The sequence below is a fragment of the Nocardia sp. IBHARD005 genome (assembly GCF_052814245.1).
Window position 1 is genome coordinate 3,869,008 of the sequence record NZ_CP199935.1, and the last position, 20,702, is coordinate 3,889,709.

A 20,702-nucleotide genomic window follows, 5' to 3' on the forward strand; every position below is an offset into this window, starting at 1 on the left:
AAGTGCGACGGTCCGTGCGATACTTTACCGGTATCCCTTCGTCGCGTCGTCGCGGTGATCTCGCAGCGTACCGAAAGATCCAATGTCCGCAACCGACCACAATCCGTCCGGAGCAAACCCACATATGCCCACCACCGTCACCTCGCCGCAGGTAGCCATTAACGACATTGGCTCCGCCGAGGATTTCCTGGCCGCCATCGACGCAACGATCAAGTACTTCAACGATGGTGACATCGTCGAGGGCACCATCGTCAAGGTCGATCGTGACGAGGTCCTGCTCGACATCGGTTACAAGACCGAAGGTGTCATCCCCTCCCGCGAACTCTCCATCAAGCACGATGTCGACCCGAACGAGGTCGTTTCCGTGGGCGACGCGGTCGAGGCTCTTGTCCTCACGAAGGAGGACAAAGAAGGCCGCCTGATCCTGTCGAAGAAGCGGGCGCAGTACGAGCGCGCGTGGGGCACGATCGAGGAGCTCAAGGAGAAGGACGAGGCCGTCAAGGGCACCGTCATCGAGGTCGTCAAGGGCGGCCTGATCCTCGACATCGGTCTCCGTGGCTTCCTGCCCGCCTCGCTCGTCGAGATGCGTCGTGTCCGCGACCTCCAGCCGTACGTCGGCAAGGAGATCGAGGCCAAGATCATCGAGCTCGACAAGAACCGCAACAACGTGGTTCTGTCGCGTCGCGCCTGGCTCGAGCAGACCCAGTCCGAGGTCCGCAGCGAGTTCCTGCACCAGCTCCAGAAGGGCCAGGTCCGCAAGGGCGTCGTGTCCTCCATCGTCAACTTCGGTGCCTTCGTGGACCTGGGTGGCGTCGACGGCCTGGTGCACGTCTCCGAGCTGTCCTGGAAGCACATCGACCACCCGTCCGAGGTTGTCGAGGTCGGCAACGAGGTCACCGTCGAGGTTCTCGACGTCGACCTGGACCGCGAGCGCGTCTCCCTGTCGCTCAAGGCGACTCAGGAAGACCCGTGGCGTCAGTTCGCCCGGACCCACGCCATCGGCCAGATCGTGCCCGGCAAGGTCACCAAGCTGGTTCCCTTCGGTGCCTTCGTGCGCGTCGAAGAGGGCATCGAGGGCCTGGTCCACATCTCCGAGCTGGCCGAGCGCCACGTCGAGGTCCCGGACCAGGTTGTGGCCGTCGGCGACGACGCCATGGTCAAGGTCATCGACATCGACCTCGAGCGTCGTCGTATCTCGCTGTCGCTGAAGCAGGCGAACGAGGACTACAACGCCGAGTTCGACCCGTCGAAGTACGGCATGGCCGACAGCTACGACGATGCGGGCAACTACATCTTCCCCGAGGGCTTCGATCCCGAGACCAACGAATGGCTCGACGGGTTCGACAAGCAGCGTGAAGAGTGGGAAGGCCGTTACGCCGAGGCCGAGCGTCGCCACAAGATGCACACTGCTCAGATGGAGAAGATGGCAGCCGACGCTGCCGCCGAGGCCGCCGCTGGTGGTCCCGTCGCGGGCAACTACTCCTCCGAGACCGGTGGCAGCACGGCTGCGTCCACCTCCGGTCCGGCCGAGTCCACGGGCGGCTCGCTGGCCAGCGATGCCCAGCTCGCGGCTCTGCGGGAGAAGCTCAGCGGCAACGCCTGATTCAGCGCCAAACGCCTGAATCGAGAACTGCATCACCGAAGGCCCCGGTCCACACGGACCGGGGCCTTCGGCCTTTTCCGGTGGGTGTAGCGTGTGCGCGATTGCTCCATCCCCCTACGGGAAAGGTGCTCCAATCCGATGAGTTCTGGTCCCTTCGCCGGTCTCGACCGGCGGCAGTTCCTTGCGAAGGCGATGGCCGCCGGTGCGGTGGGAACGCTTGCCACCTGGGCGAACCCGATTATCGACCGAGCGTTCGCCGCCGATCCGGCTGGTATGGGTGGGCTCGGCGATATCGAGCATTTCGTCTTGCTCATGCAGGAAAACCGGTCCTTCGACCACTATTTCGGCACGATGTCGGGTGTGCGCGGGTTCGGTGAGGCGTCGGCGTCGTGGCGTCAGTTCGGGTGGTCGCCCGGAATCGGGCCCACCGCGGACGGTTTCGTCGAACCGTTTCGGCTCGACACCACTCGTGGCGCCACACTGGACGGGGAGTGCATCAACGACCCCGACCACACCTGGCCAGGCATGCACAAGGCATTCAACAATGGGCGCAACGACGGCTGGATGCCGATGTCGGTGGCCTCGGTCGGGCCGGGTAACGCGCCCGCGGCGATGGGTTACTACCTGCCGGAAGACATTCCGATCCACACCGAGCTCGCGCAGGCGTTCACCCTCTGCGACAACTACCACTGCTCGGTGCTCGGCCCCACCGACCCCAACCGGCTGTACTGGATGAGCGCGAGCATCGACCCCGACGGCCTGGCAGGCGGTCCGCTGGTGGAGACGCCGATCCTGCTCCCGAAGAACGTCTACCGCTGGCGCACCTACCCGGAGAACCTGTCCGAGGGTGGGGTGCCGTGGAAGATCTACAGCAATCGCGATATCGGCCAGGCCTCATCGTTGATTCTGGACGGCATGATGGGCTGCTTCACCCAGGCCGCCGACCCGAATTCCGAACTGGCGCGCCGCGGTATCGCACCGACCTACCCGAACGACTTCCAGGCCGATGTCGCCGGCAACACCCTGCCCGCGGTGTCGTGGGTGGTGCCGTCAGTGCTGCACTGCGAACATCCCGCGCTGCCTGCGGCTTTCGGCGCGCTCGGCATCGTGGCGCTACTCGATATCCTCACCTCGAATCCGGCGGTGTGGGAGAAGACCGCGCTGATCATCAGCTACGACGAGAACGGCGGCTTCTTCGACCACGTCACCCCGCCGACTCCACCACCGGGCACCGCGGGCGAATTCCTGACGGTGCCACTGGACCGGGTACCCGCGGCGGGCGGCATCACCGGCCCGATCGGACTCGGTTACCGGGTGCCGTGCATGGTGATCTCGCCGTACAGTCGCGGTGGGCTGGTCGCCTCGCAGACCTTCGACCACACCTCCCAATTGCGTTTGCTGGAAACCCGATTCGGCGTCGACGTGCCGAACCTGACCGCCTGGCGACGCAGCGTCACCGGTGACATGACCTCCACGTTCGACTTCGCGGCGGCCCCGAATGCCGCGAAACCGGTGCTGCCCGACCCACGTCCCAAAGCCGACGCGGCGATCGTGCAGTGCGGTCCGAATATCGCGGCCGGCACCCTGGGACAGGGCGTGCCGTACCCGGTGCCGCCGAATGCGATGCCGACTCAGCAGCCGGGGTCTCGGCGCGCGCCGAGCGGTCTCGTCGGCGTGTGAGCAGGAGGTGGGCTCGGCGCGCGCCGAGCCCACGGTCAGCTCGCGGCAGCGGGCGACCAGTATCCGGTGGCCATGCTGGGGCGTTTGCGCATCGCGGCGAAGCTGTGTCTGGCGGGGGAGAGCAGGGTGCTGAACCAGGAACGCCGGTATTGCGCGAGAGTCGCTGCGACGGCGGGGAATTCGATGCAGTGCACACCGCCCTGCATGCCGAGGCGGTGGCGGGCCGCCCGGTGGTTCCTGGTACCCATGATCATCCTGTCGGTAGTCGTGCGGCCTTCTCGCCTGCGCGGAAGATTAATCCACCCGACGCGCCCGGCCCGGGATCTTCCGCCGCTCCCCGCGTGGGCGTGTCGCAGGAGCTGCCCCGGTCCGGCGGTCGGGATGCGAGACTGATGCCCATGTTGCGGATCGGCCTCACCGGAGGCATGGGAGCGGGTAAATCCACAGTGGCGCGCACGCTGGTCGAGCTCGGGGCGGTGCTCATCGACTCCGACGCGATCGCTCGCGAGGTCGTCGCCCCTGGCACGCCGGGCCTAGCCGCACTGGTCGAGGAGTTCGGTGAAGGGGTCCTGAGCCCCGACGGCAGTCTGGACCGGCCCGCGCTGGCCGCGGTCGCCTTCGCCGACGACGTCTCGCGGGGCAAGCTCAACGCCATCACCCATCCGCTGGTCGGTGCCCGCACCGCGGAACTGATCGGCGACGCGCCCGCGGATGCCGTTGTGGTGCAAGATATTCCGTTGCTCGTCGAGAACGGGCTCGCGCCGCTGATGCAGCTCGTCGTTGTGGTCGGGGCCGAGGAGGAGACCAGGCTGCGCAGACTGGTCGAACACCGCGGGGTGGCCGAAGCGGATGCGCGAGTCAGGATCGCCGCGCAGGCCACCGACGAACAGCGCCGCGCGGTCGCCGATGTGTGGCTCGACAACAACGGTGCGCCGGAGGTGGTCGAGGCGCAGGTCCGGGAGCTGTGGACGCGACGGCTGGTGCCGTTCGAGCGCAATCAGCGCGAGGGCGTCCGGGCGCGCGCCGACTACCGCCTCGTCACCGACCCGGAATGGGATAGGCAGGCGCGCAGGATCATCGCCCGGCTGCATCTGGCCTGCGGTGCGTCGGCGGTGCGCATCGATCACGTCGGATCGACCGCGGTGCACGGACTGCCCGCCAAGGACATCATCGACATCCAGGTGACGGTGGCCGACATGGCCACGGCCGAATCGCTGACCGAGGTGTTGACGGCGGCCGGGTTCCCGCTCGCCCCCCGGGTGACGCACGACAATCCGAAGCCGAGCCACGGTGATCCCGATGGCACCGACCTAGCCCTGTGGGGAAAACGGCTGCACGGCAATGCCGATCCCGGCCGACCCGCCAATATCCATCTGCGCGTGCGGGATTCGCTGGGCCAGCGGTTCGCGCTCGACCTGCGCGACTGGTTGCGGGCGAGCGAGAGCGCGCGGTCGGAGTACCTGGCGGTGAAGCGTGGGGCCGAACTCGCCGCGGCGGATCTGCCCGATGACGCGGCCGGTGACGCCTACTACGGAGTGAAGGAACCGTGGTTCGACGCGGTCTATCCGGTGGTCACCGAGTGGGCTCACGCCCGCACGTGAACCACGCGCCAATCTGTTAAACGTCAATGTTTCGGAAACTGTCCGCACGCTGTCGCGCGCTGTGTAAATTGTGCGAAGTCACTACAGGGTGACTCGATTCACAGGGAAGTTGTAGCGCGTATGACAACACATCACCGTCAGTTCGGCCGTGCGGGCTTCGGCATCACCGCATTCGGCGCCGTCGCCGCCAGCCTCGTGCTGGCCGCTCCACAGGCCTCGGCCTGGGTCGGCAATCTCGGCGTGGCCGGAACCGACCACAAGGTCGGTTGCAGCTACAAGCTGACCGCGAGCGTCGAGGTCGACCGGTTGACCTCGGTGAAGTTCACCGACAACGGCGTGGATATCCCGGGCAGCCCGGTGTCGCCGTCGCTGCTGTCCGGCACCGTGAGCATCACCTGGAAGCCGACCACGGCGGGCCAGCACAAGCTCGAGGCGCGTCAGCTGCTGATCAGCGACTCGATCACGGTCACGGTCGGTGCGGCGGGCAGCACCGGCAGCGCGTCGTGCGGTGGCGGCCTCGCGGATCTGTTCCCGAGCCTGTCGGCCGGCTGACACCGACTCCTCGCACCGCCCGGACCCTACCGAGGTCCGGGCGGTTCGTCGTTTCGGCGCCAGGTCAGGGTCATGCCGAAGGTGCTCAGCCAATTCTCGAGCGAATACCCGTGCGCGGCGATCCCGTCGATCGCGGCGGTCGCGTGCGTGATCGCGGCCTGGCACTGCTCGGCGTCGAGCAGGCCGTCGGCGTACGCGGCGAGCAGTTCATCGATATCGACGAGCCGGACATCACGTCCGGTGCGGACCAGCAGATCGAGGTAGTGGTCGATCGAACGCCACAGCGTCGGCGACTCCCTGGTGAACGCACCGACATCGACATAGATGTCCTGCCACTGGTCGACACCAGGGTTGTAGTGCAGCTTCGACGCGCGCAGCGACAGCTCGGGCAGCACCCACGATTCCAGGTAGTGGAAGTGCGCGTGATCGGAGTGACGGCCCATGTACAGGCCCCACGGCTCCACCCGATAGACCTCCACCTGCCGGACGAACCCTTTGGGGTCGGTGTTCGTTTTGGCCGCGACGTCGAAGTACTCGACCTTGGGTGGATGCACGTGCACGGTGGATGCCTGCGTCATGAGCGCAGAATCTACCGGCGCGCGCCCACCCTCGCCCGGTCGCCGGCTACATCCAGGTCAGCGTGATGTCCCGGGAGCGCAACCACTGTTCGACATCGTGGTCGTTGGCCGCCAACCCGTCGAGCACGCGCGCGGCGCGTTCGAAGGCCCGGTCGGCGTGCTCGGTGTCGACATGGCCCGCGGCGTGCGCGGCGAGCAGTTGGCTCGAACCGGACAACGTCGACGACCGGCCGCGCCGGACCGCGACGTCGAGGAAGTAGTCGGTGGCCATCCACCGTTTCGGCCCGACCTGGACGAACTCGACGATGTCGAGCACATAGTCGTGACTGCGGTGATGGCCGGGCCGATCGTGGCTGATGGTGGCGCGAATGGCGTGGCCGGGCAACATCCACGACTCCTCGTAGCGACCGTGCGGTCGGTCGAGGATGCGGGCCAGGTAGATGCCCCAAGGTTGCACTTCGTACCGGTCGACCGGGTGGATGTAGCCCTTGGCGTCGGTACTGGTCAGCTCGGCGAGGTCGAAGTATTCGACCCGGGGTCTGGCCGCCGGTGAAACGGTCGCCGGATCGATGGCCGGTGTGTGCGGGCCGCGTATCTCTCTGGCGAAATATCCGGCGAATCCGGTTACCGCGGGAGCCGCGACGAGCAGGGGAAGTAGAACGCTCATGGCCTTGTCCTTCACCACGTGCCGATGATCAACTCAGGGTACGCCCGCGCCGGGATGTGTGGCAGGTTCGATTCGGCCCCGCGATGGCCGAATGTCATTGGCGCAAGGGATATTTCGGGCATCAATCGAGGTGCTCGGTATTCGCCGGGGTCGAGTGTGGTGCCTCTACCAGGTAAAACAGTGGTCGCCGCCGGGTTGCGTCGTAGTGGTCGCTGTCACCTTCGCGCAGCGCTGTGACGGTATCGATGAGCAGAAGTTCATCGAAACGACCACGACCCGACCGACGGTCATCGGCGCGGCGCCCGGTGTGGCGAACAGGCGGTGGTTCGCCGGCGCGGAAATGTGTCGGTGGGCGCGCCTAAGCTGGATCCATGGCATTCGCAACCGAGATCCCGACGGAAGGGTACGAAGAGCGGGGTCACCCGATCGCCCATTCCGAACACCGTCCCGTCGGCACGATCGAGCGCACGGGCGCCCGGTTCGAGGTGGTCAGCGAGTACTCGCCCGCGGGCGACCAGCCCGCGGCCATTGCGGAGCTCGAGCGCCGGGTGAACGCGGGGGAGAAGGACGTCGTCCTGCTCGGCGCCACCGGTACCGGTAAATCGGCGACCACCGCGTGGCTGATCGAGAAGTTGCAGCGCCCCACCCTGGTGATGGCGCCGAACAAGACCCTCGCCGCGCAGCTCGCCAACGAGCTCCGCGAGATGCTGCCCAACAACGCGGTCGAGTACTTCGTCTCGTACTACGACTACTACCAACCCGAGGCGTACATCGCCCAGACCGACACCTACATCGAGAAGGACAGCTCGATCAACGACGACGTCGAGCGGCTGCGGCACTCGGCGACCTCGAGTCTGCTCTCGCGTCGCGATGTCGTCGTGGTCGCGTCGGTGTCGTGCATCTACGGCCTCGGCACCCCGCAGTCGTATCTGGACCGGTCGGTACAGCTCGAAGTCGGCGGCGAGATCGATCGCGACGCGTTGCTGCGGCTACTCGTCGACGTGCAGTACACCCGCAACGACATGTCGTTCACCCGTGGCTCGTTCCGGGTGCGCGGCGACACCGTCGAGATCATCCCGTCCTATGAGGAGCTGGCGATCCGCATCGAGTTCTTCGGTGACGAGATCGAGGCGCTCTACTACCTGCATCCGCTCACCGGTGATGTTGTGCGCCAAGTCGATTCGGCGCGCATCTTCCCGGCCACCCACTATGTGGCCGGTCCGGAGCGGATGGAACGGGCGGTCGTCGACATCGAGGCCGAATTGGCCGCGCGGCTGGCGGAATTGGAGCGTCAGGGCAAGTTGCTCGAGGCGCAGCGGTTGCGCATGCGCACCGAATACGACCTGGAGATGATCCGTCAGGTCGGTTTCTGCTCGGGCATCGAGAACTATTCCCGCCATATCGATGGGCGTCCGGCGGGTTCGGCACCGGCCACGCTGCTCGACTACTTCCCCGACGATTTCCTGTTGGTGATCGACGAATCGCACGTCACGGTGCCGCAGATCGGCGGCATGTTCGAAGGTGACATGTCGCGCAAGCGCAACCTGGTCGATTTCGGTTTCCGGTTGCCCTCGGCGGTCGACAACCGCCCACTGACCTGGGAGGAATTCGCCGGGCGAATCGGTCAGGCGGTGTATCTGTCGGCGACTCCCGGCAACTACGAGCTGGGTCAGGTCGGCGGTGAGGTGGTCGAGCAGGTCATTCGCCCGACCGGCCTGGTCGACCCGAAGGTCGTGGTCAAGCCGACCAAGGGGCAGATCGACGACCTGGTCCACGAGATCCGTGAGCGCGCGGAGCGCAACGAGCGGGTCCTGGTCACCACCCTCACCAAGAAGATGTCCGAAGACCTCACCGATTACCTGCTCGGCCTCGGCGTGAAGGTCCGCTACCTGCACTCCGAGATCGACACGTTGCGCCGCGTCGAACTGCTGCGCCAGCTGCGCCTCGGCGAATACGACGTGCTCGTCGGCATCAACCTGCTGCGCGAGGGTCTCGACCTGCCCGAGGTGTCCCTGGTGGCGATCCTCGACGCCGACAAAGAAGGCTTCCTGCGGTCGAGCACCAGCCTCATCCAGACCATCGGCCGCGCGGCGCGCAATGTGTCCGGCGAAGTGCACATGTACGCCGACAAGATCACCGATTCGATGCAGCACGCCATCGAGGAGACCGACCGACGCCGTGCCAAACAGGTCGCCTACAACGAAGAACACGGCCTCGACCCGCAGCCGCTGCGCAAGAAGATCGCCGACATCCTGGACCAGGTGTACACCGAAGCCGAGGACGAGGTGGCCGTCGGCGGATCGGGCCGCAACGCCAGCCGCGGCAGGCGCGCGCAGGGCGAGCCGGGCAGGGCCAGTGCGGGCATCTACGCCGAACGCGATGTGAAGTCGATGCCGCGTGCCGATTTGGCCGCCCTGGTCACCGAACTCACCGCGCAGATGATGAACGCGGCCCGCGAACTGCAGTTCGAGCTGGCGGGCCGGTTGCGTGACGAGATCGCCGACCTGAAGAAGGAGCTGCGCGGGATGGACGCCGCGGGGATTTCCTGACCATGCCGACGCTAGGGCCTGCGGGCGACCCCGCCCCCGAGCTGCGCGACCGATCGCGCACGTGCTGCTCGGAGGCGAGGCCCCTGAGGACCCGGCCCGGTGGGTCGCTACGCCTGCTCGGCCATCCATGCCGCGACACGGCGGTCGGCCTCTTCCTTCGAGACGTCCTCAACGCGGGTGATCACCGCCCAGCGGTGCCCGAAGGGGTCGATCACCACACCGAAGCGGTCGCCGGTGACGAAGGTCTGCGGCTCCTCGGCGCTGCGGGCTCCGTGGGCGAGCGCACGGGCGATCACCGCGTCCACGTCGGGGCAGTAGTGCACCACCGAGGTGTGCACCCAGTCCTCGGGGGCGCGAACATTGTTGTCGGGGATGGGCATTCCGAGCTGCAGCGTGGAATCACCGATGAGCAGTTCGGCGTGCGCGGGCTGGCCGTCGGGCCGATCGGCCCGGCTGAGCACTTTCGCCTCGAACACCGCGGTGTAGAAGTCGATGGCCGCGTTACCGTCCGGCACGGCCAGGAAACAGGTGATGGAGTGGTAGCCCTCCGGAATGGGCGCAACGGGATTGGTCATGACTACGATCCTGCGCCGCGACCGACGACCCGTCTTGTAAGAACGCGACAGATCGGCCGGTGATGACAGCGGCGCCGGATCCCGGTGATGTGAAGGGCATCCTGCACCCCGACGAGCAGGCCAGACACCGGTCGCTGAACCGGCTCGGGGTCGGGCCCGCGCTGGCCGAGTTCGCGGACCGGTACTGGGTGGTGCGTTGGGATCTGCGTGGTCAGCCCAGCTATTCGGCCGAGGTGCTCTCGTTCCCGTGTGTGAATGTCACCTTCGAACGCAGCACCACCCGCACCGGCGGCTTCGTCAACGGTGTGTGCACGACGAAGTACGTGCGCGAACTCGCCGGGGAAGGCGAGACCTTCGGCGTCCGGTTCGCCCCCGGCGGTTTCGGTGCCTTCACCGGAATGGATGTCGGAGCGCTGCGTGATGATTCGGCCCCGCTGAGCGTGGTGTTGCCCGACGCCGCAGGGCTGGCCGAACGGGTGCTGGCCGAACAGTCCGACGAACGAAGGCGGGTGATCGTCGAGGAGTTCTTCGCGGGCCGCGGTCGCACCGACGATCCGCACTACGCGCTGGTGACGCGCATTGTCACGGCCATGGCGAACGATCCGGAGCTCACCAGGGTCGACCAGGTCACCGATCGTTTCGCGATCCCGATCCGCACCCTGCAACGGCTGTTCCGCCGCTACGTCGGGGCAGGCCCGAAATGGGTGCTGTGCCGGTTCAGGTTGCAAGACGCCGCAGACCGGCTCGCGCACGGCCGCCCTGATCTCGCGGAACTGGCCGCCGAGCTCGGCTATTTCGACCAGGCGCATTTCAGCCGCGAATTCACCGCCGAGATCGGGATGTCACCGATGGAATACGCCCGTAGCGCACAGGCGGTGAACGCGGTCCCCACCGCACGGTGACCGCCACCGCCGCAGGCGCACACCAGCTGACGGCCGAGGTCGACAGTTATCTCAGCTTCTGGTGGATCACCCCCGCCGCGGTGACCGTCGCCCCGGATACCGGTACCGGAAGCGCCGCCCGCGGGCTCGGCGAGTTTATCCGGCAGATGTGATCAAAGTCCCAGGCGCACCGCGCCGTTGATTGCGTTGTAATAGGCCACAATTTCTTCGGCCTGCGGTCCTATAGCCGCAGGTGGCCTTCTCGATTGTCGCGAAGGCCATCGTGACATCGGGTACGGGCGCCAACACTCCCGGTGTGATCTGTTGCGATTACTGATAAATCGGCCTGATTTGGCGTTAGGGTCGAGCCAATTGCCGCGCTGACGCTCGATTCCCGAGTGGTTCGGTGCTGGCACCGAACAAGTTGGAGGAGAGATGACCGCCTACCGGACCATTGTCGTCGGTACTGATGGCTCGGATTCGTCGTACGTGGCGGTGGAGAAGGCCGCGGCGCTCGCCGGGGACGCGGAGGCAACTCTCGTGCTGGCCTGCGCCTACTTCCCGACCGATGACCGCGACGTCGCCGCCGCCGCCGATGTACTCAAGCACGAGGCCTACCAGGTCCGTGGCTCGGCCCCGACCAACGAGATCCTGCACGTCGCCCGGGAGAAGGCCTTGGCCGCCGGTGCGAAGAACATCGTCGATCGCGCGATCGTCGGCGAGCCGGTCGATTCGCTGCTCGATCTCGTCAACGAGGTCGACGCCGACCTGCTCGTCGTCGGTAACCGAGGCCTCAACACCCTCACCGGCCGCCTGCTCGGCTCCGTCCCCTCGGACGTAGCCCGCAAGTCCCGTTCGGACGTCCTGATCGTGCACACCGTCCGCTAGCTGTTCCGCCTCCCCGCGTATTCGGGCCAGACCTAGGTGGGGGGTGTGAGCGTCGGCGGCCGGCGGTCTAGCACAGGGGGCGTTAGCCCGTCCCCGGTGAGTTACCCATGTGCTCGCGAGATCATGGGTGGGATTGTGTGAAGGAAGGAAGGAAGGGGCGTGGCGTCGCAGATCTTGCGACGCCACGTTTTTATTCGGCGAAGTGGGCGGCGAGGCTCGCTGGCAGTGGTTCGGTGTGTACTACCGCGAGCCGCTGTGTCGCGCGGGTCAGTGCGACGTACAGGTCGTTGAGGCCGCGCGGGGATTCGTCCAGGATCGCCTGCGGCTCCACGAGATACACGCGGTCGAACTCGAGACCCTTCGCCTCGTGCACGGTGAGCACCTGCACGGATTCGCCTGCCAGGGAAGATAATTCCGGCACCAGGGCGGCGGGAGCGAGGACGGCGCCGGTGCCGGGGCCGTGTTCGGTTTCGAGCAAGCGCGCCACCTCGCCCGCCACCTCAGCGGGCCGAACCCGGTGGGCGCGTGGGGGATTGCCGGTCTCGCGGACCGAACGTGGCACCTTGGCGCCGGGATCGATCGCGGCGAGCACGTCGGCCGCGACCGCCATGATCTCGGCGGGGGTGCGGTAGTTCACCGTGAGCTCGGTGAGCTTCCAGCGTTTGGCCACATACGGTTCGAGCACCCGCTGCCAGGACGACGCGCCCGCCGGGTCACCGGTCTGCGCCACATCGCCGACGACGGTGATCCAGCGATTCGGGATGCGCCGCATCACCATTCGCCACGCCATCTCCGAGAGTTCCTGTGCCTCGTCGACGATCACGTGACCGTAGGTCCAGGTCCGGTCGCCCGCGGCACGTTCGGCGGTGGTCTGCCGGTTGCCGAATTCCTGGCGCTGGGCCAGCTGGGAAGCGTCGATCAGGTCGTAGGCCATCAGGATCTCGGGATCGAGTTCGTCCTCGATGTCCTGCGGTGCCGAACCGGTGAGGATGTCGAGGGCGTCCTGAGCCTCCTCGATCTGGGCCCGCCACCGGCGACGCGAGCGTTCGCGTTCCTCGGAGTCGTCGACGCCGAGCAGTTCGGCCAGCTCGTCGAGCAACGGGGCGTCGGCCGCGCCGAACATGCCGTCGTCGCAACGCTCCAGCTCGGCACGATCCGCAGCGCTGAGCGTCTTGGCCGCGCGGTCGAGGCGGGCGGGGTCGGCGAGCAGGTCGGCGAGCACTTCCTGGGGCGACAGCACCGGCCACAGCGCGCTGATCGCGGCCTGCACGTGCGGGTCGCCGCGCATCTCGTCGCCGATCTCGCTGAGGTCGGCGGAGCTGAGCAGGCTCTTGCCGCCGGACAGGTCGGCACCCATCGTCGCGGCGAGCTGATCGGTGAGCGCGTCGATCACCGACGACGCGAAGATCGGCCGTGCCAGGTTGTGCGGTCGCCGCGAGGAGCGGGCCCGGCCGCGCGCCCTGGTCGCGATCTTGCGATCCAGGGTTACCGGATAGCCGTCGAAAGCCAGGCGAACCGGCTCCGACGGCACTTCCTGGCGGTCGCGCACCGCTTGCTTGAGCACCTCGAGCATGTCAAGGGAGCCCTTGATCTGCCCGGCGCGCAGCGAATCCTCGCGCACCGCCTTCACACCGGGATACAGGTCGCCGATGGTCGACAGCAGCACACCGGTCTCACCCAGGGAGGGCAGCACCTGACCGATGTAGTCGAGGAAGGTGGCGTTCGGGCCGATGATCAGCACGCCGCTCTTGGCCAGCTGCTGACGGTAGGTGTAGAGCAGGAACGCCGCGCGATGCAGCGCGACGGCGGTCTTGCCGGTGCCCGGCCCACCCTGCACCACGAGCACACTCTTGTGCTCGGAGCGGATGATCGCGTCCTGCTCGCTCTGGATCGTCTCGACGATGTCGTTCATGTGCCCGGTACGGGCGGCATTGAGCGCCGCCAGCAGCGCGCTCTCGCCACCGACACCGTCGTCGGTGCCGACCACACCGTCGCGCTGGGCGGCACCGAGATCGAGGTACTCGTCGTTGATCGCGGTCACCGCGCGGTTGCGCGAGCGGATGTGCCTGCGGCGGGTGACGTCCTCGGGGTTGGCGGTAGTGGCCAGGTAGAACGGGCGGGCCAGCGGGGCGCGCCAGTCGAGCAGCAGCGGCTCGTAGTCGTTGTCCTCGTCGAGAATGCCGAGCCTGCCGATATAGCGCGCCTCCTCCTCGGTGCCGTCGAGGTCGATCCGGCCGAAGCACAGACCGTGCTCGGCGGCGTCGTATTTGGAGAGGTCCTCGCTGTAGAGCTGGGTGAACGACTCGCGCTCACTGCGCGCCTGCGGTGTGCCACCGGCTTCGAGGAGCACGGTCTTGAGCCGGTTCTGCGCGTAGCCGCGCATGCCGTCGAGCCGGTCGTAGAGCACCGAAAGATACTTCTGCTCCTGTTCGATCTCGCGGTCGGGCGCGGCCGGGGAGGCGTCGGCGAGGCGGTCGGGCAAAACAGGACTCCTTTGTCACCGCGTTGAGAACAGAGTTGTCGAGTCTACGTGTCCGCGGGCAGGGCCGCCGCGACCGGGAAGACTTCGTCGCCCAGGACCGGTGTGAAGTGTTCGACCACCGGGAAAGGCTCATAGAAGTGGTGCAACAGTGCACGCCAGCGCTGATATTCCGGCGATTCACGGAATCCCACTGTGTGGTCGGTCAGCTGCTCCCAACGCACCAGCAACAGAAAGCACTCGGGCCGCTCGACACAGCGCGACAACGACAACCCACCGAAGCCTGGCATTCCCGCGATGATCGGATACGCCTGCGCGAAGGCGGCTTCGAAAGCGGCGACGGCACCGGGGCGCACGGGCAACAGCGCGTGTTCGACGATCACGCCGACCAGTCTGTCAGGAGGCGTGGGTGTTGTTCGAGCGTCGATTCTGACCGAGACCGAGCTCACGATGCCCCGACGGCTTGTCGCGGTACATCGCCACGTCGGCGTCGTGCAGCACGGCCTCAGGGGTGCGACTCTCGTGCGGTCCGAGTTCGGTGATACCGACCGAGGCGCTCACCTCGAGGCGATGACCGCTGGCGATGATCGGTTCCGACATCGTGACCCGCAGGCGCTCCACCAGCGCGGGCAGGTCGGCGCGCTGCGGATGACCGGACAGCAGCACCAGGAATTCGTCGCCGCCGAGCCGCCCGACCAGGTCCTCGCTGCGCAACGACTGCTGCAGCCGCTGGGCGACGATCTGCAACACCGTGTCGCCGATGGCGTGCCCGAGGGTGTCGTTGATCGCCTTGAAGCCGTCGAGGTCGATGAACAGCACCGTGGTGACCAGGCTGCCGCCCTCGTCGGCCAGCGCCGAGGACAGCTGCGACAGGATCAGGGAACGATTCGCGAGCCCGGTCAGCGCGTCGTGGGTGGCCTGGTACTCGAGCTGGCGCCGGCTCGCCCGGAACTCGGTGATATCGGCGAACGAGGAGACCCCCGACGAATCCGGGCTGTCCGGGTTGAGCAGCCTGCAGTTGCACGACAACCACACCTGGTGGCCATCGGCGTGCTCGATACCGAAGGTGAACTGGGTGATCGCCTCGCCGGTCGCGAGGGTGTGCGCCATCGGATGCTTGCCGGGCGGCAGCGGCCGCCCGTCGGTGTCGATCATCGTCATCGGCAGGTCGTCGATGAGGCGGCCGAGGACCGGCCCGACGTCGTCGATGCCGAGTATGCGTTTGCCTGCCGGGTTGATCGACTCGATCCGCCCCCGCCGATCGACGACGAGCACGCCCTCCTCCAGCTGTGAGACCACGGTGGTGAAATGTGCTTCCGCCCGCCGCGCCGACGCCTCGGCGGCGCGCTGCGCGGTGAGATCGTGCACGACCACCTGATAGGCCAGCTCGCCCTGCCACACCGTGAGCACCGACACCGTCTGCACCGGCACGATGCGCCCGTCCACCCGGACGAGGTCCATATCGGAGGGCGGTGACGCCGAACCCGCGGCGGTGAGCTGGTTGATCCGGTCGAGCATGGCCGCCACGGAATCGGGGTGGACGAAGAGGGTGATCGACAAGCCGAGCAGTTCGTCGGCCGCGCGGGCACCGAGCAGGCGCACCATGGCCGGATTGACGTAGACGATGGTCCCGGACTCGTGCACACAGATGGCGTCGGGAGTGTGTTCGACCAGCGATCGGTAGCGCTGCGCGAGCTGCTCGGCGCTCGCCGCGTCGGTCTTTCTCTCTCCCACTGCGCAACCCCCGATCTCGGCCTGGTCTGCGAACGCCCATCCCCGGACTAGTCTGGTGGTCCTCCATGAGATCCGCGAGGAGCGATGTGACACTGAACGTGCTCGCGGGCGACATGGCCCACCTTCCCGATTCTATGTCGATTGCCGGCATCGGTGTCGTCTCCGGTTACGGGTGGGGCCGCGAATTCCTGTGGCAGGGATTGATGGGGGGCAAACCGGCAGCCCGTTTGTACCCCGGTTACGGGCGGGGACGCGATCAGCACGCCTGGGTCGGGCGGATTCCCGACGGCGGTGACCCGGCGTTCGGAACCGGTCTGTTCGGGCGTGCCGTGCATGCCGCGGCCACCGAGGCGATCGCCGACGGGCAGGCCCGTGGATGGCGCAGCGAAGGCCGCACCGTCGGCCTCGTCCACGCGTTCACCCTGGGCGACGTCGCCGACTGGCGTGATTTCTACCGTCGTGACGACGGCCACCGGCGCTCGCGCGACTATCTGCGGATGCTGCCGTCGACACCCATCTCGGTGGTGATGCAGGAGTTCGGTTTCCACGGGCCCGCGATGAACGTGTCGGCGGCCTGCAGTTCGGGCAACGTGGGCCTGCTGACGGCGAAGATGTGGCGTGATGCGGGTCTGGTCGACGATGTGTTGTGCGTGACGACCGACCTCTCGGCCACCCCCGACATGCTCGAACATTTCGTCGCGGTGGGTGCCGCGATCGCCGACTCCGATCCGTTCACCGCCTGCAGGCCCTTCCAGGAGGGCACGCTCGGTTTCACCATGGCCGAGGCGTCGGTGGCGCTGCTGCTCACCGACGCGGTCGAGCTGGCCTATGCCCGGGTACTCGGCGGCGCGATGACCAACGACGCCTTCCATGTCGTCTCGGTCGATCCCACCCACGCCCAGATCATCGCCTGCGTCGAGCGGGCGCTGGCGAACGCCGGGATCGATGCCGCCGACGTGGCGTACTACAACGCGCACGGCACCGGGACCAGGCAATGCGATGGCGCCGAACGCGACGTCATGGCCACTGTCTTCGACGACCGTCCCGCCATCGCCGCGCTCAAACCGCTCACCGGGCACTGTCAGGGCGCATGCGCGGCGATCGAAGTCGCCGCGATCGCGCTGTCCTATGAGCGTGGCATCGCCGCATCGGCGCCGATTGTGGCGCCCGCGCACCCCCGACTGCTCGACGGCCCGACCCCGATGCTCGACGGCCCGACCCTGAAACTGTCAATGGGTATGGGCGGCAACAACGCCGCCGTAGTGCTGGCCCGGGTCTGACCCTGTCTGTATGGGCGGCAACAACGCCGCCGTGATCCTGGCTCGGGTCTGACCCTGTCTTCTGTATGGGCGGCAACAACGCGGCCGTAGTGCTGGCCGGGGATGACTCAGTCGTCGCCGGTCTCGGGTCCGGCCGCGAGGGCGAACCCGCCGGTCGTCGGCGCGTCCTGGGGCAGTGGCACCGCCCATCGCAGCTGCGTGCCCGACATCTCCGGGTGGTTGCCGTCGGCGTCGGGGCGCTTGGCCGGGCCGACCTCGAAGTGCCCGCTCGCCTCCTGCGCGCGTTGCTCGAGATTGCGCAGCCCGCTGCGGATGACGTGGTTGGGGATGCCCCAGCCGTTGTCGGACACCGTGATCACCAGATCGTCGGCCACCTCGATCACGATGGCGACGGTGTCGGCGCCGGAATGGCGCACCGCGTTGCTCACCGCCTCGCGCACCACCGCCTCGGCGTGGTCGGCCAGCTGCGAATCGAGCACCGACAGCGGGCCCGACACCTGGATCGTGGCGCGCAGGGCGATGTCGGCGGTCTGGCGCCGGATCGCGACCTCGAGCCGCTGCTGCAGCCCCTCACTGTGGCCGGAGCCGCTGGCGTGCAGATCGAAGATGGAGGTGCGGATTTCCTGCACCACTTCTTGCAGATCCATGATCACCGTCGAAAGTCGTTGCCGCACTTCGGGAACCACTGCTTTTGGCATGGTCGCCTGTACGGTGAGGCCGATCGCGAACAGGCGCTGGATCACATGATCGTGCAGGTCGCGCGCGATCCGATCGCGGTCGGCGACGAGGTCGAGTTCGCGCATCCGCCGCTGCGCGTCGGCCAGCCGCACCGCCAGCGCGGCCTGATCGCAGAACGCCGCGGTCAGCTCGAGCATCTCGTCGGAATACGGTGCGAAACCCGGCGGCCGGAACGTCACCAGGACGCCGAGGGTGGCATCGGGTGTGCACAGCGGTAGCACGAGAGCCGGTCCGGCACCGGGCAGTTCGGCCACGGGGAACTCGACGCCGAGCGTCACCTCCGACACGTCGTCGAAGCGCAGCGGTGTCCGTCTGCTGAACGCGTCGCCCACCACCGTGCCCGCGATCGGAATGGTCTGCCAGTCCTGCCCCGCGTCCGGGCCCGTCCACTGCGTGACCACCAATTCGCTGATCTCGCCCGGCAATTCGTCGGGCACGGGCACCGAGGCGAGAAACGCCTGATGCGATCCGGTCAGCCCGCGCGCGTGATCGACCACATGGCCCAGCACCCGGTCGGATTCGGTACCGGCCAGGAATTCCGTCGCGATATCGCGGGTGGCCTCGATCCACGCCTGTCTGGTGCGTGCCTGCTCGTAGAGCCGCGCGTTGTCGACCGCGATGCCCGCCGCGGCCGCCAGCGCCAGCACCAGGACTTCGTCTTCCTCGGTGAACGGCTGCCCATCGGACTTCTCGGTCAGATAGAGGCTGCCGAACACCTCGTCCCGAATACGGACGGGCACACCGAGAAACGTGTGCATCGGCGGATGTCCCGCCGGGAAACCGATCGAGGATTCGTGCTGGGTGAGATCGGCCAGCCGCAGCGGCGCCTTGTGTGCGAACACCGCGCCGAGTACGCCGTGGCCCGCGGGTAATCGCGCGATCCGGTCGCGGATCTGATCCGGCATGCCCTCGTCGATGAACTGCGCGACCTGCTGATCGTGGCCGCGCACCGCCAGCGCGCCGTAGCGGGCATCGACCAGGTTCATCGCGGTCCGCACGATGGTGCGCAGGGTTTCGTCCAGGTCGAGACCCGCGGTGACGGTGAGCATGGCCTCGACGAGGCCGTCCATCCGATCGCGCGAGCCGATCATCACCTCGACCCGATCGGCGACCTCGCCGAGCAGGCTGCGCAACATCTGCCGCGACACCGTCTGGTCAGCCGAATAGCGGCCGCCCCGACCGTCATTCGCCATCGCAGTATCCCGTCTTCGCAGCTCCTCGAGTGAGTCGCAACAAAGTCTAGTCCGCAATGAGGGGACTTTCGGCCCTTCACTCGCACCGGCGGTAGTGGTGGCATTGGGCACCGGGAATTGGGATCGAGAAGTGGGGCACATGATGAATTCGTTGTCGAGCACCCAGCACTGGACGACCGCCGCGGACCCGGAGCTTGCCGTGACCACGCGTGGCGAAGTGCCGGCCCAGGACGTCACCCGTGCTGTCCGGGCCATCACCCGCGTCATGCGCAGGCATCACCTCGACAGCCCGGCCAGGGTGCGCGTCACCGCGCCGCAGGGCTACGACGAGCCGACCCTGGTGCAGGCCAATATCCGTACCAACGACACTTTCACCCGTGTTCAGGTCACCGGCCCCGGCGGTTTCGCGGTCACCTTCGCCGCCGAACGGCTCGATCGCCAGCTCGCCCGCCGCGCCGGCAAGGAATCGCGCGGTGCGTGGCCCGATCCGGCCCGTCGCCCGCTGGCCCAGATCACCGAGACGCGGCCGATCATCCGCCGCAAGGACTGCGCCCTGATGACCGGCACCCCGCTGGAAGCCAGCACCGTCCTGGACGCGATGGACTACGACGCCTACCTGTTCACCGACGCCGACACCGGCGAGGACGCGATCGTCACCTGGGCCGACCCGCACGGCGTCGCACTGGCCAGGCAGCGGCTCACCGCCGCGGCGGACGAGTCGGCCGAGCTGCCGCTCACCGCGAGCGCGATGCCGGTGCGGGTGGTCCAGGACGCGGCGCCGGTCTTCGCCGAGGACGAGGCCTCCGACGCGCTGTGCGCCGCCGGGCTGCCCTACCTGTTCTTCACCGACAGCCACACCGGCCGCGGCAACCTGCTCTACCGCCGCTACGACGGGGACCTGACCATCGTCGTCCCGTCCTGACCTGTCACGGCTCGCGGAGTTTGGTCGCCAGGACGGCGGCCTGGGTGCGGCGTTCGACACCCAGTTTCGCCAGCAGTCGCGACACGTAGTTCTTGACCGTTTTCTCCGCGAGGAACATTCGCGCCGCGATCTGCCGGTTGGTCAGGCCCTCACCGAGCAGTTCGAGAAGCCGGCGTTCCTGGTCGGTGAGCCCGGCCAGCGGCCCTGACGGTTCGGCGCTGCGGCGCAGCCGGGCGCGCAGCGCGTCGGCCGCGCGGGTATCGAGCAGCGAGTGGCCCGCGCCGACCTGTTTGATCGCGTCGGCCAGTTTCATCCCGTCGATGTTCTTCACCACATAGCCGCTGGCACCGGCCAGGATGGCGTCGAGCATGGCGTGCTCGTCGGAGAACGAGGTCAGGATGAGGCAGTGCAGGTCGTCGAACTCGGCCAGCAGGTTGCGGCACAGTTCGATGCCGTTGCCGTCGGGTAACCGCACATCGAGGACCGCGACGTCGGGGCGAGCCTCGCGGATGCGCACCATCGCCTCGGCGACACCGCCCGCCTGACCGATCACAGTGAGTTCTGGATCACCCTCGAGCAGGTCGATCAACCCGCGCCGCACGATCTCGTGGTCGTCGACCAGGAACACCTCGAGCACGCCGGCTCCTTCATCATGTCGAACGATCCACCCTTGTGGTCCAACATAATCCGCGCATCTCGGTTGTGGGGCGGGTCGGCGAACGAGGTTCGTCACGTCCCCTGCACAGCGCGCCCCGTCCAGGGGTCCGCTCGCCCGCGCACCG

19 protein-coding genes are annotated in these 20,702 nt (G+C 67.4%); 10 read left to right on the top strand and 9 right to left on the bottom strand.

Annotated features, from left to right (window positions below; genetic code table 11):
* Positions 1-124: 124 nt before the first annotated feature.
* Both rpsA and ACTWPB_RS18100 read left to right on the top strand, forming a co-directional pair.
* Positions 125-1,603 carry a 30S ribosomal protein S1 gene (gene rpsA, locus ACTWPB_RS18095; RefSeq protein ID WP_446221792.1) on the top strand — a complete coding sequence of 493 codons (1,479 nt, stop codon included), beginning with the start codon at positions 125-127 and terminating at the stop codon, positions 1,601-1,603.
* 138 nt (positions 1,604-1,741) lie between these two features.
* On the top strand, positions 1,742-3,283 hold the full coding sequence (locus ACTWPB_RS18100; RefSeq protein ID WP_446221793.1) for a phospholipase C: 1,542 nt from the start codon (positions 1,742-1,744) through the stop codon (positions 3,281-3,283).
* A 35-nt stretch (positions 3,284-3,318) separates the two neighbouring features.
* Here the strand turns inward: ACTWPB_RS18100 and ACTWPB_RS18105 are convergent, their stop codons facing one another.
* Complete coding sequence (locus tag ACTWPB_RS18105) at positions 3,319-3,531, bottom strand: hypothetical protein (protein WP_446221794.1); 213 nt, start codon at positions 3,529-3,531, stop codon at positions 3,319-3,321.
* 150 nt (positions 3,532-3,681) lie between these two features.
* On the opposite strand from ACTWPB_RS18105, the gene coaE reads away from it, so the two are divergent.
* Positions 3,682-4,884: a dephospho-CoA kinase gene (gene coaE / locus ACTWPB_RS18110; protein WP_446221795.1), complete on the top strand. Its 1,203-nt coding sequence runs from the start codon at positions 3,682-3,684 to the stop codon at positions 4,882-4,884.
* Positions 4,885-5,004: 120 nt separating this feature from the next.
* Entirely contained in the window at positions 5,005-5,436 is a 432-nt protein-coding gene (locus ACTWPB_RS18115) for a hypothetical protein (protein WP_101463436.1), read from the top strand.
* A 26-nt stretch (positions 5,437-5,462) separates the two neighbouring features.
* Here the strand turns inward: ACTWPB_RS18115 and ACTWPB_RS18120 are convergent, their stop codons facing one another.
* Positions 5,463-6,014: a DUF402 domain-containing protein gene (locus tag ACTWPB_RS18120; protein WP_446221796.1), complete on the bottom strand. Its 552-nt coding sequence runs from the start codon at positions 6,012-6,014 to the stop codon at positions 5,463-5,465.
* Positions 6,015-6,060: 46 nt separating this feature from the next.
* Positions 6,061-6,699 (bottom strand): DUF402 domain-containing protein, encoded by a 639-nt coding sequence (locus ACTWPB_RS18125; RefSeq protein ID WP_446221797.1) that lies wholly within the window; start codon positions 6,697-6,699, stop codon positions 6,061-6,063.
* A gap of 353 nt (positions 6,700-7,052) precedes the next feature.
* Here ACTWPB_RS18125 and uvrB point away from each other — a divergent pair, with 353 nt between their 5' ends.
* Positions 7,053-9,230: an excinuclease ABC subunit UvrB gene (gene uvrB, locus ACTWPB_RS18130; RefSeq protein WP_446221798.1), complete on the top strand. Its 2,178-nt coding sequence runs from the start codon at positions 7,053-7,055 to the stop codon at positions 9,228-9,230.
* Between the two features lie 107 nt (positions 9,231-9,337).
* On the opposite strand, the gene ACTWPB_RS18135 is transcribed toward uvrB, so the two are convergent.
* Entirely contained in the window at positions 9,338-9,805 is a 468-nt protein-coding gene (locus ACTWPB_RS18135; RefSeq protein ID WP_446221799.1) for a VOC family protein, read from the bottom strand.
* Positions 9,806-9,867: 62 nt separating this feature from the next.
* Between ACTWPB_RS18135 and ACTWPB_RS18140 the strand changes: the two genes are divergently transcribed.
* The 3 genes from ACTWPB_RS18140 to ACTWPB_RS18150 all read left to right on the top strand — a co-directional run bounded on the left by ACTWPB_RS18140 (position 9,868) and on the right by ACTWPB_RS18150 (position 11,574).
* Positions 9,868-10,707 carry an AraC family transcriptional regulator gene (locus ACTWPB_RS18140; protein WP_446226399.1) on the top strand — a complete coding sequence of 280 codons (840 nt, stop codon included), beginning with the start codon at positions 9,868-9,870 and terminating at the stop codon, positions 10,705-10,707.
* Positions 10,704-10,859, top strand: a complete 156-nt coding sequence (locus ACTWPB_RS18145; RefSeq protein ID WP_446221800.1) for a hypothetical protein — start codon at positions 10,704-10,706, stop codon at positions 10,857-10,859. Before ACTWPB_RS18140 ends, ACTWPB_RS18145 begins: the two co-directional genes overlap by 4 nt.
* Before the next feature lie 262 nt (positions 10,860-11,121).
* Entirely contained in the window at positions 11,122-11,574 is a 453-nt protein-coding gene (locus ACTWPB_RS18150; RefSeq protein WP_101463429.1) for a universal stress protein, read from the top strand.
* 190 nt (positions 11,575-11,764) lie between these two features.
* Here the strand turns inward: ACTWPB_RS18150 and ACTWPB_RS18155 are convergent, their stop codons facing one another.
* From ACTWPB_RS18155 to ACTWPB_RS18165, 3 genes are read right to left on the bottom strand one after another with little or no spacing between them, the layout of a single operon-like run.
* Positions 11,765-14,056 carry a HelD family protein gene (locus tag ACTWPB_RS18155; RefSeq protein ID WP_446221801.1) on the bottom strand — a complete coding sequence of 764 codons (2,292 nt, stop codon included), beginning with the start codon at positions 14,054-14,056 and terminating at the stop codon, positions 11,765-11,767.
* A 44-nt stretch (positions 14,057-14,100) separates the two neighbouring features.
* Entirely contained in the window at positions 14,101-14,436 is a 336-nt protein-coding gene (locus tag ACTWPB_RS18160; RefSeq protein WP_446221802.1) for an antibiotic biosynthesis monooxygenase family protein, read from the bottom strand.
* A 13-nt stretch (positions 14,437-14,449) separates the two neighbouring features.
* A complete protein-coding gene (locus ACTWPB_RS18165) occupies positions 14,450-15,787 on the bottom strand; it encodes a diguanylate cyclase domain-containing protein (RefSeq protein WP_446221803.1) in 1,338 nt (445 codons plus the stop codon).
* 86 nt (positions 15,788-15,873) lie between these two features.
* Here ACTWPB_RS18165 and ACTWPB_RS18170 point away from each other — a divergent pair, with 86 nt between their 5' ends.
* Positions 15,874-17,067 carry a beta-ketoacyl synthase N-terminal-like domain-containing protein gene (locus tag ACTWPB_RS18170; RefSeq protein WP_446221804.1) on the top strand — a complete coding sequence of 398 codons (1,194 nt, stop codon included), beginning with the start codon at positions 15,874-15,876 and terminating at the stop codon, positions 17,065-17,067.
* A 107-nt stretch (positions 17,068-17,174) separates the two neighbouring features.
* On the opposite strand, the gene ACTWPB_RS18175 is transcribed toward ACTWPB_RS18170, so the two are convergent.
* Positions 17,175-18,998, bottom strand: coding sequence for a GAF domain-containing protein (locus ACTWPB_RS18175; protein WP_446221805.1), 1,824 nt, complete (start codon positions 18,996-18,998; stop codon positions 17,175-17,177).
* A gap of 139 nt (positions 18,999-19,137) precedes the next feature.
* On the opposite strand from ACTWPB_RS18175, the gene ACTWPB_RS18180 reads away from it, so the two are divergent.
* Positions 19,138-19,920, top strand: a complete 783-nt coding sequence (locus ACTWPB_RS18180) for a sigma 54 modulation/S30EA ribosomal C-terminal domain-containing protein (RefSeq protein WP_446221806.1) — start codon at positions 19,138-19,140, stop codon at positions 19,918-19,920.
* Positions 19,921-19,924: 4 nt separating this feature from the next.
* On the opposite strand, the gene ACTWPB_RS18185 is transcribed toward ACTWPB_RS18180, so the two are convergent.
* On the bottom strand, positions 19,925-20,557 hold the full coding sequence (locus ACTWPB_RS18185) for a response regulator transcription factor (RefSeq protein WP_056824462.1): 633 nt from the start codon (positions 20,555-20,557) through the stop codon (positions 19,925-19,927).
* Positions 20,558-20,702 lie beyond the last annotated feature (145 nt).

Coding starts and splice junctions, on each gene's coding strand:
- coaE (WP_446221795.1), top strand. CDS start 3,682: ATGTTGCGGATCGGCCTCACCGGAGGCATGGGAGCGGGTAAATCCACA.
- ACTWPB_RS18105 (WP_446221794.1), bottom strand. CDS start 3,531: ATGGGTACCAGGAACCACCGGGCGGCCCGCCACCGCCTCGGCATGCAG.
- uvrB (WP_446221798.1), top strand. CDS start 7,053: ATGGCATTCGCAACCGAGATCCCGACGGAAGGGTACGAAGAGCGGGGT.
- ACTWPB_RS18140 (WP_446226399.1), top strand. CDS start 9,868: ATGACAGCGGCGCCGGATCCCGGTGATGTGAAGGGCATCCTGCACCCC.
- rpsA (WP_446221792.1), top strand. CDS start 125: ATGCCCACCACCGTCACCTCGCCGCAGGTAGCCATTAACGACATTGGC.
- ACTWPB_RS18175 (WP_446221805.1), bottom strand. CDS start 18,998: ATGGCGAATGACGGTCGGGGCGGCCGCTATTCGGCTGACCAGACGGTG.
- ACTWPB_RS18100 (WP_446221793.1), top strand. CDS start 1,742: ATGAGTTCTGGTCCCTTCGCCGGTCTCGACCGGCGGCAGTTCCTTGCG.
- ACTWPB_RS18120 (WP_446221796.1), bottom strand. CDS start 6,014: ATGACGCAGGCATCCACCGTGCACGTGCATCCACCCAAGGTCGAGTAC.
- ACTWPB_RS18115 (WP_101463436.1), top strand. CDS start 5,005: ATGACAACACATCACCGTCAGTTCGGCCGTGCGGGCTTCGGCATCACC.
- ACTWPB_RS18150 (WP_101463429.1), top strand. CDS start 11,122: ATGACCGCCTACCGGACCATTGTCGTCGGTACTGATGGCTCGGATTCG.
- ACTWPB_RS18180 (WP_446221806.1), top strand. CDS start 19,138: ATGATGAATTCGTTGTCGAGCACCCAGCACTGGACGACCGCCGCGGAC.
- ACTWPB_RS18135 (WP_446221799.1), bottom strand. CDS start 9,805: ATGACCAATCCCGTTGCGCCCATTCCGGAGGGCTACCACTCCATCACC.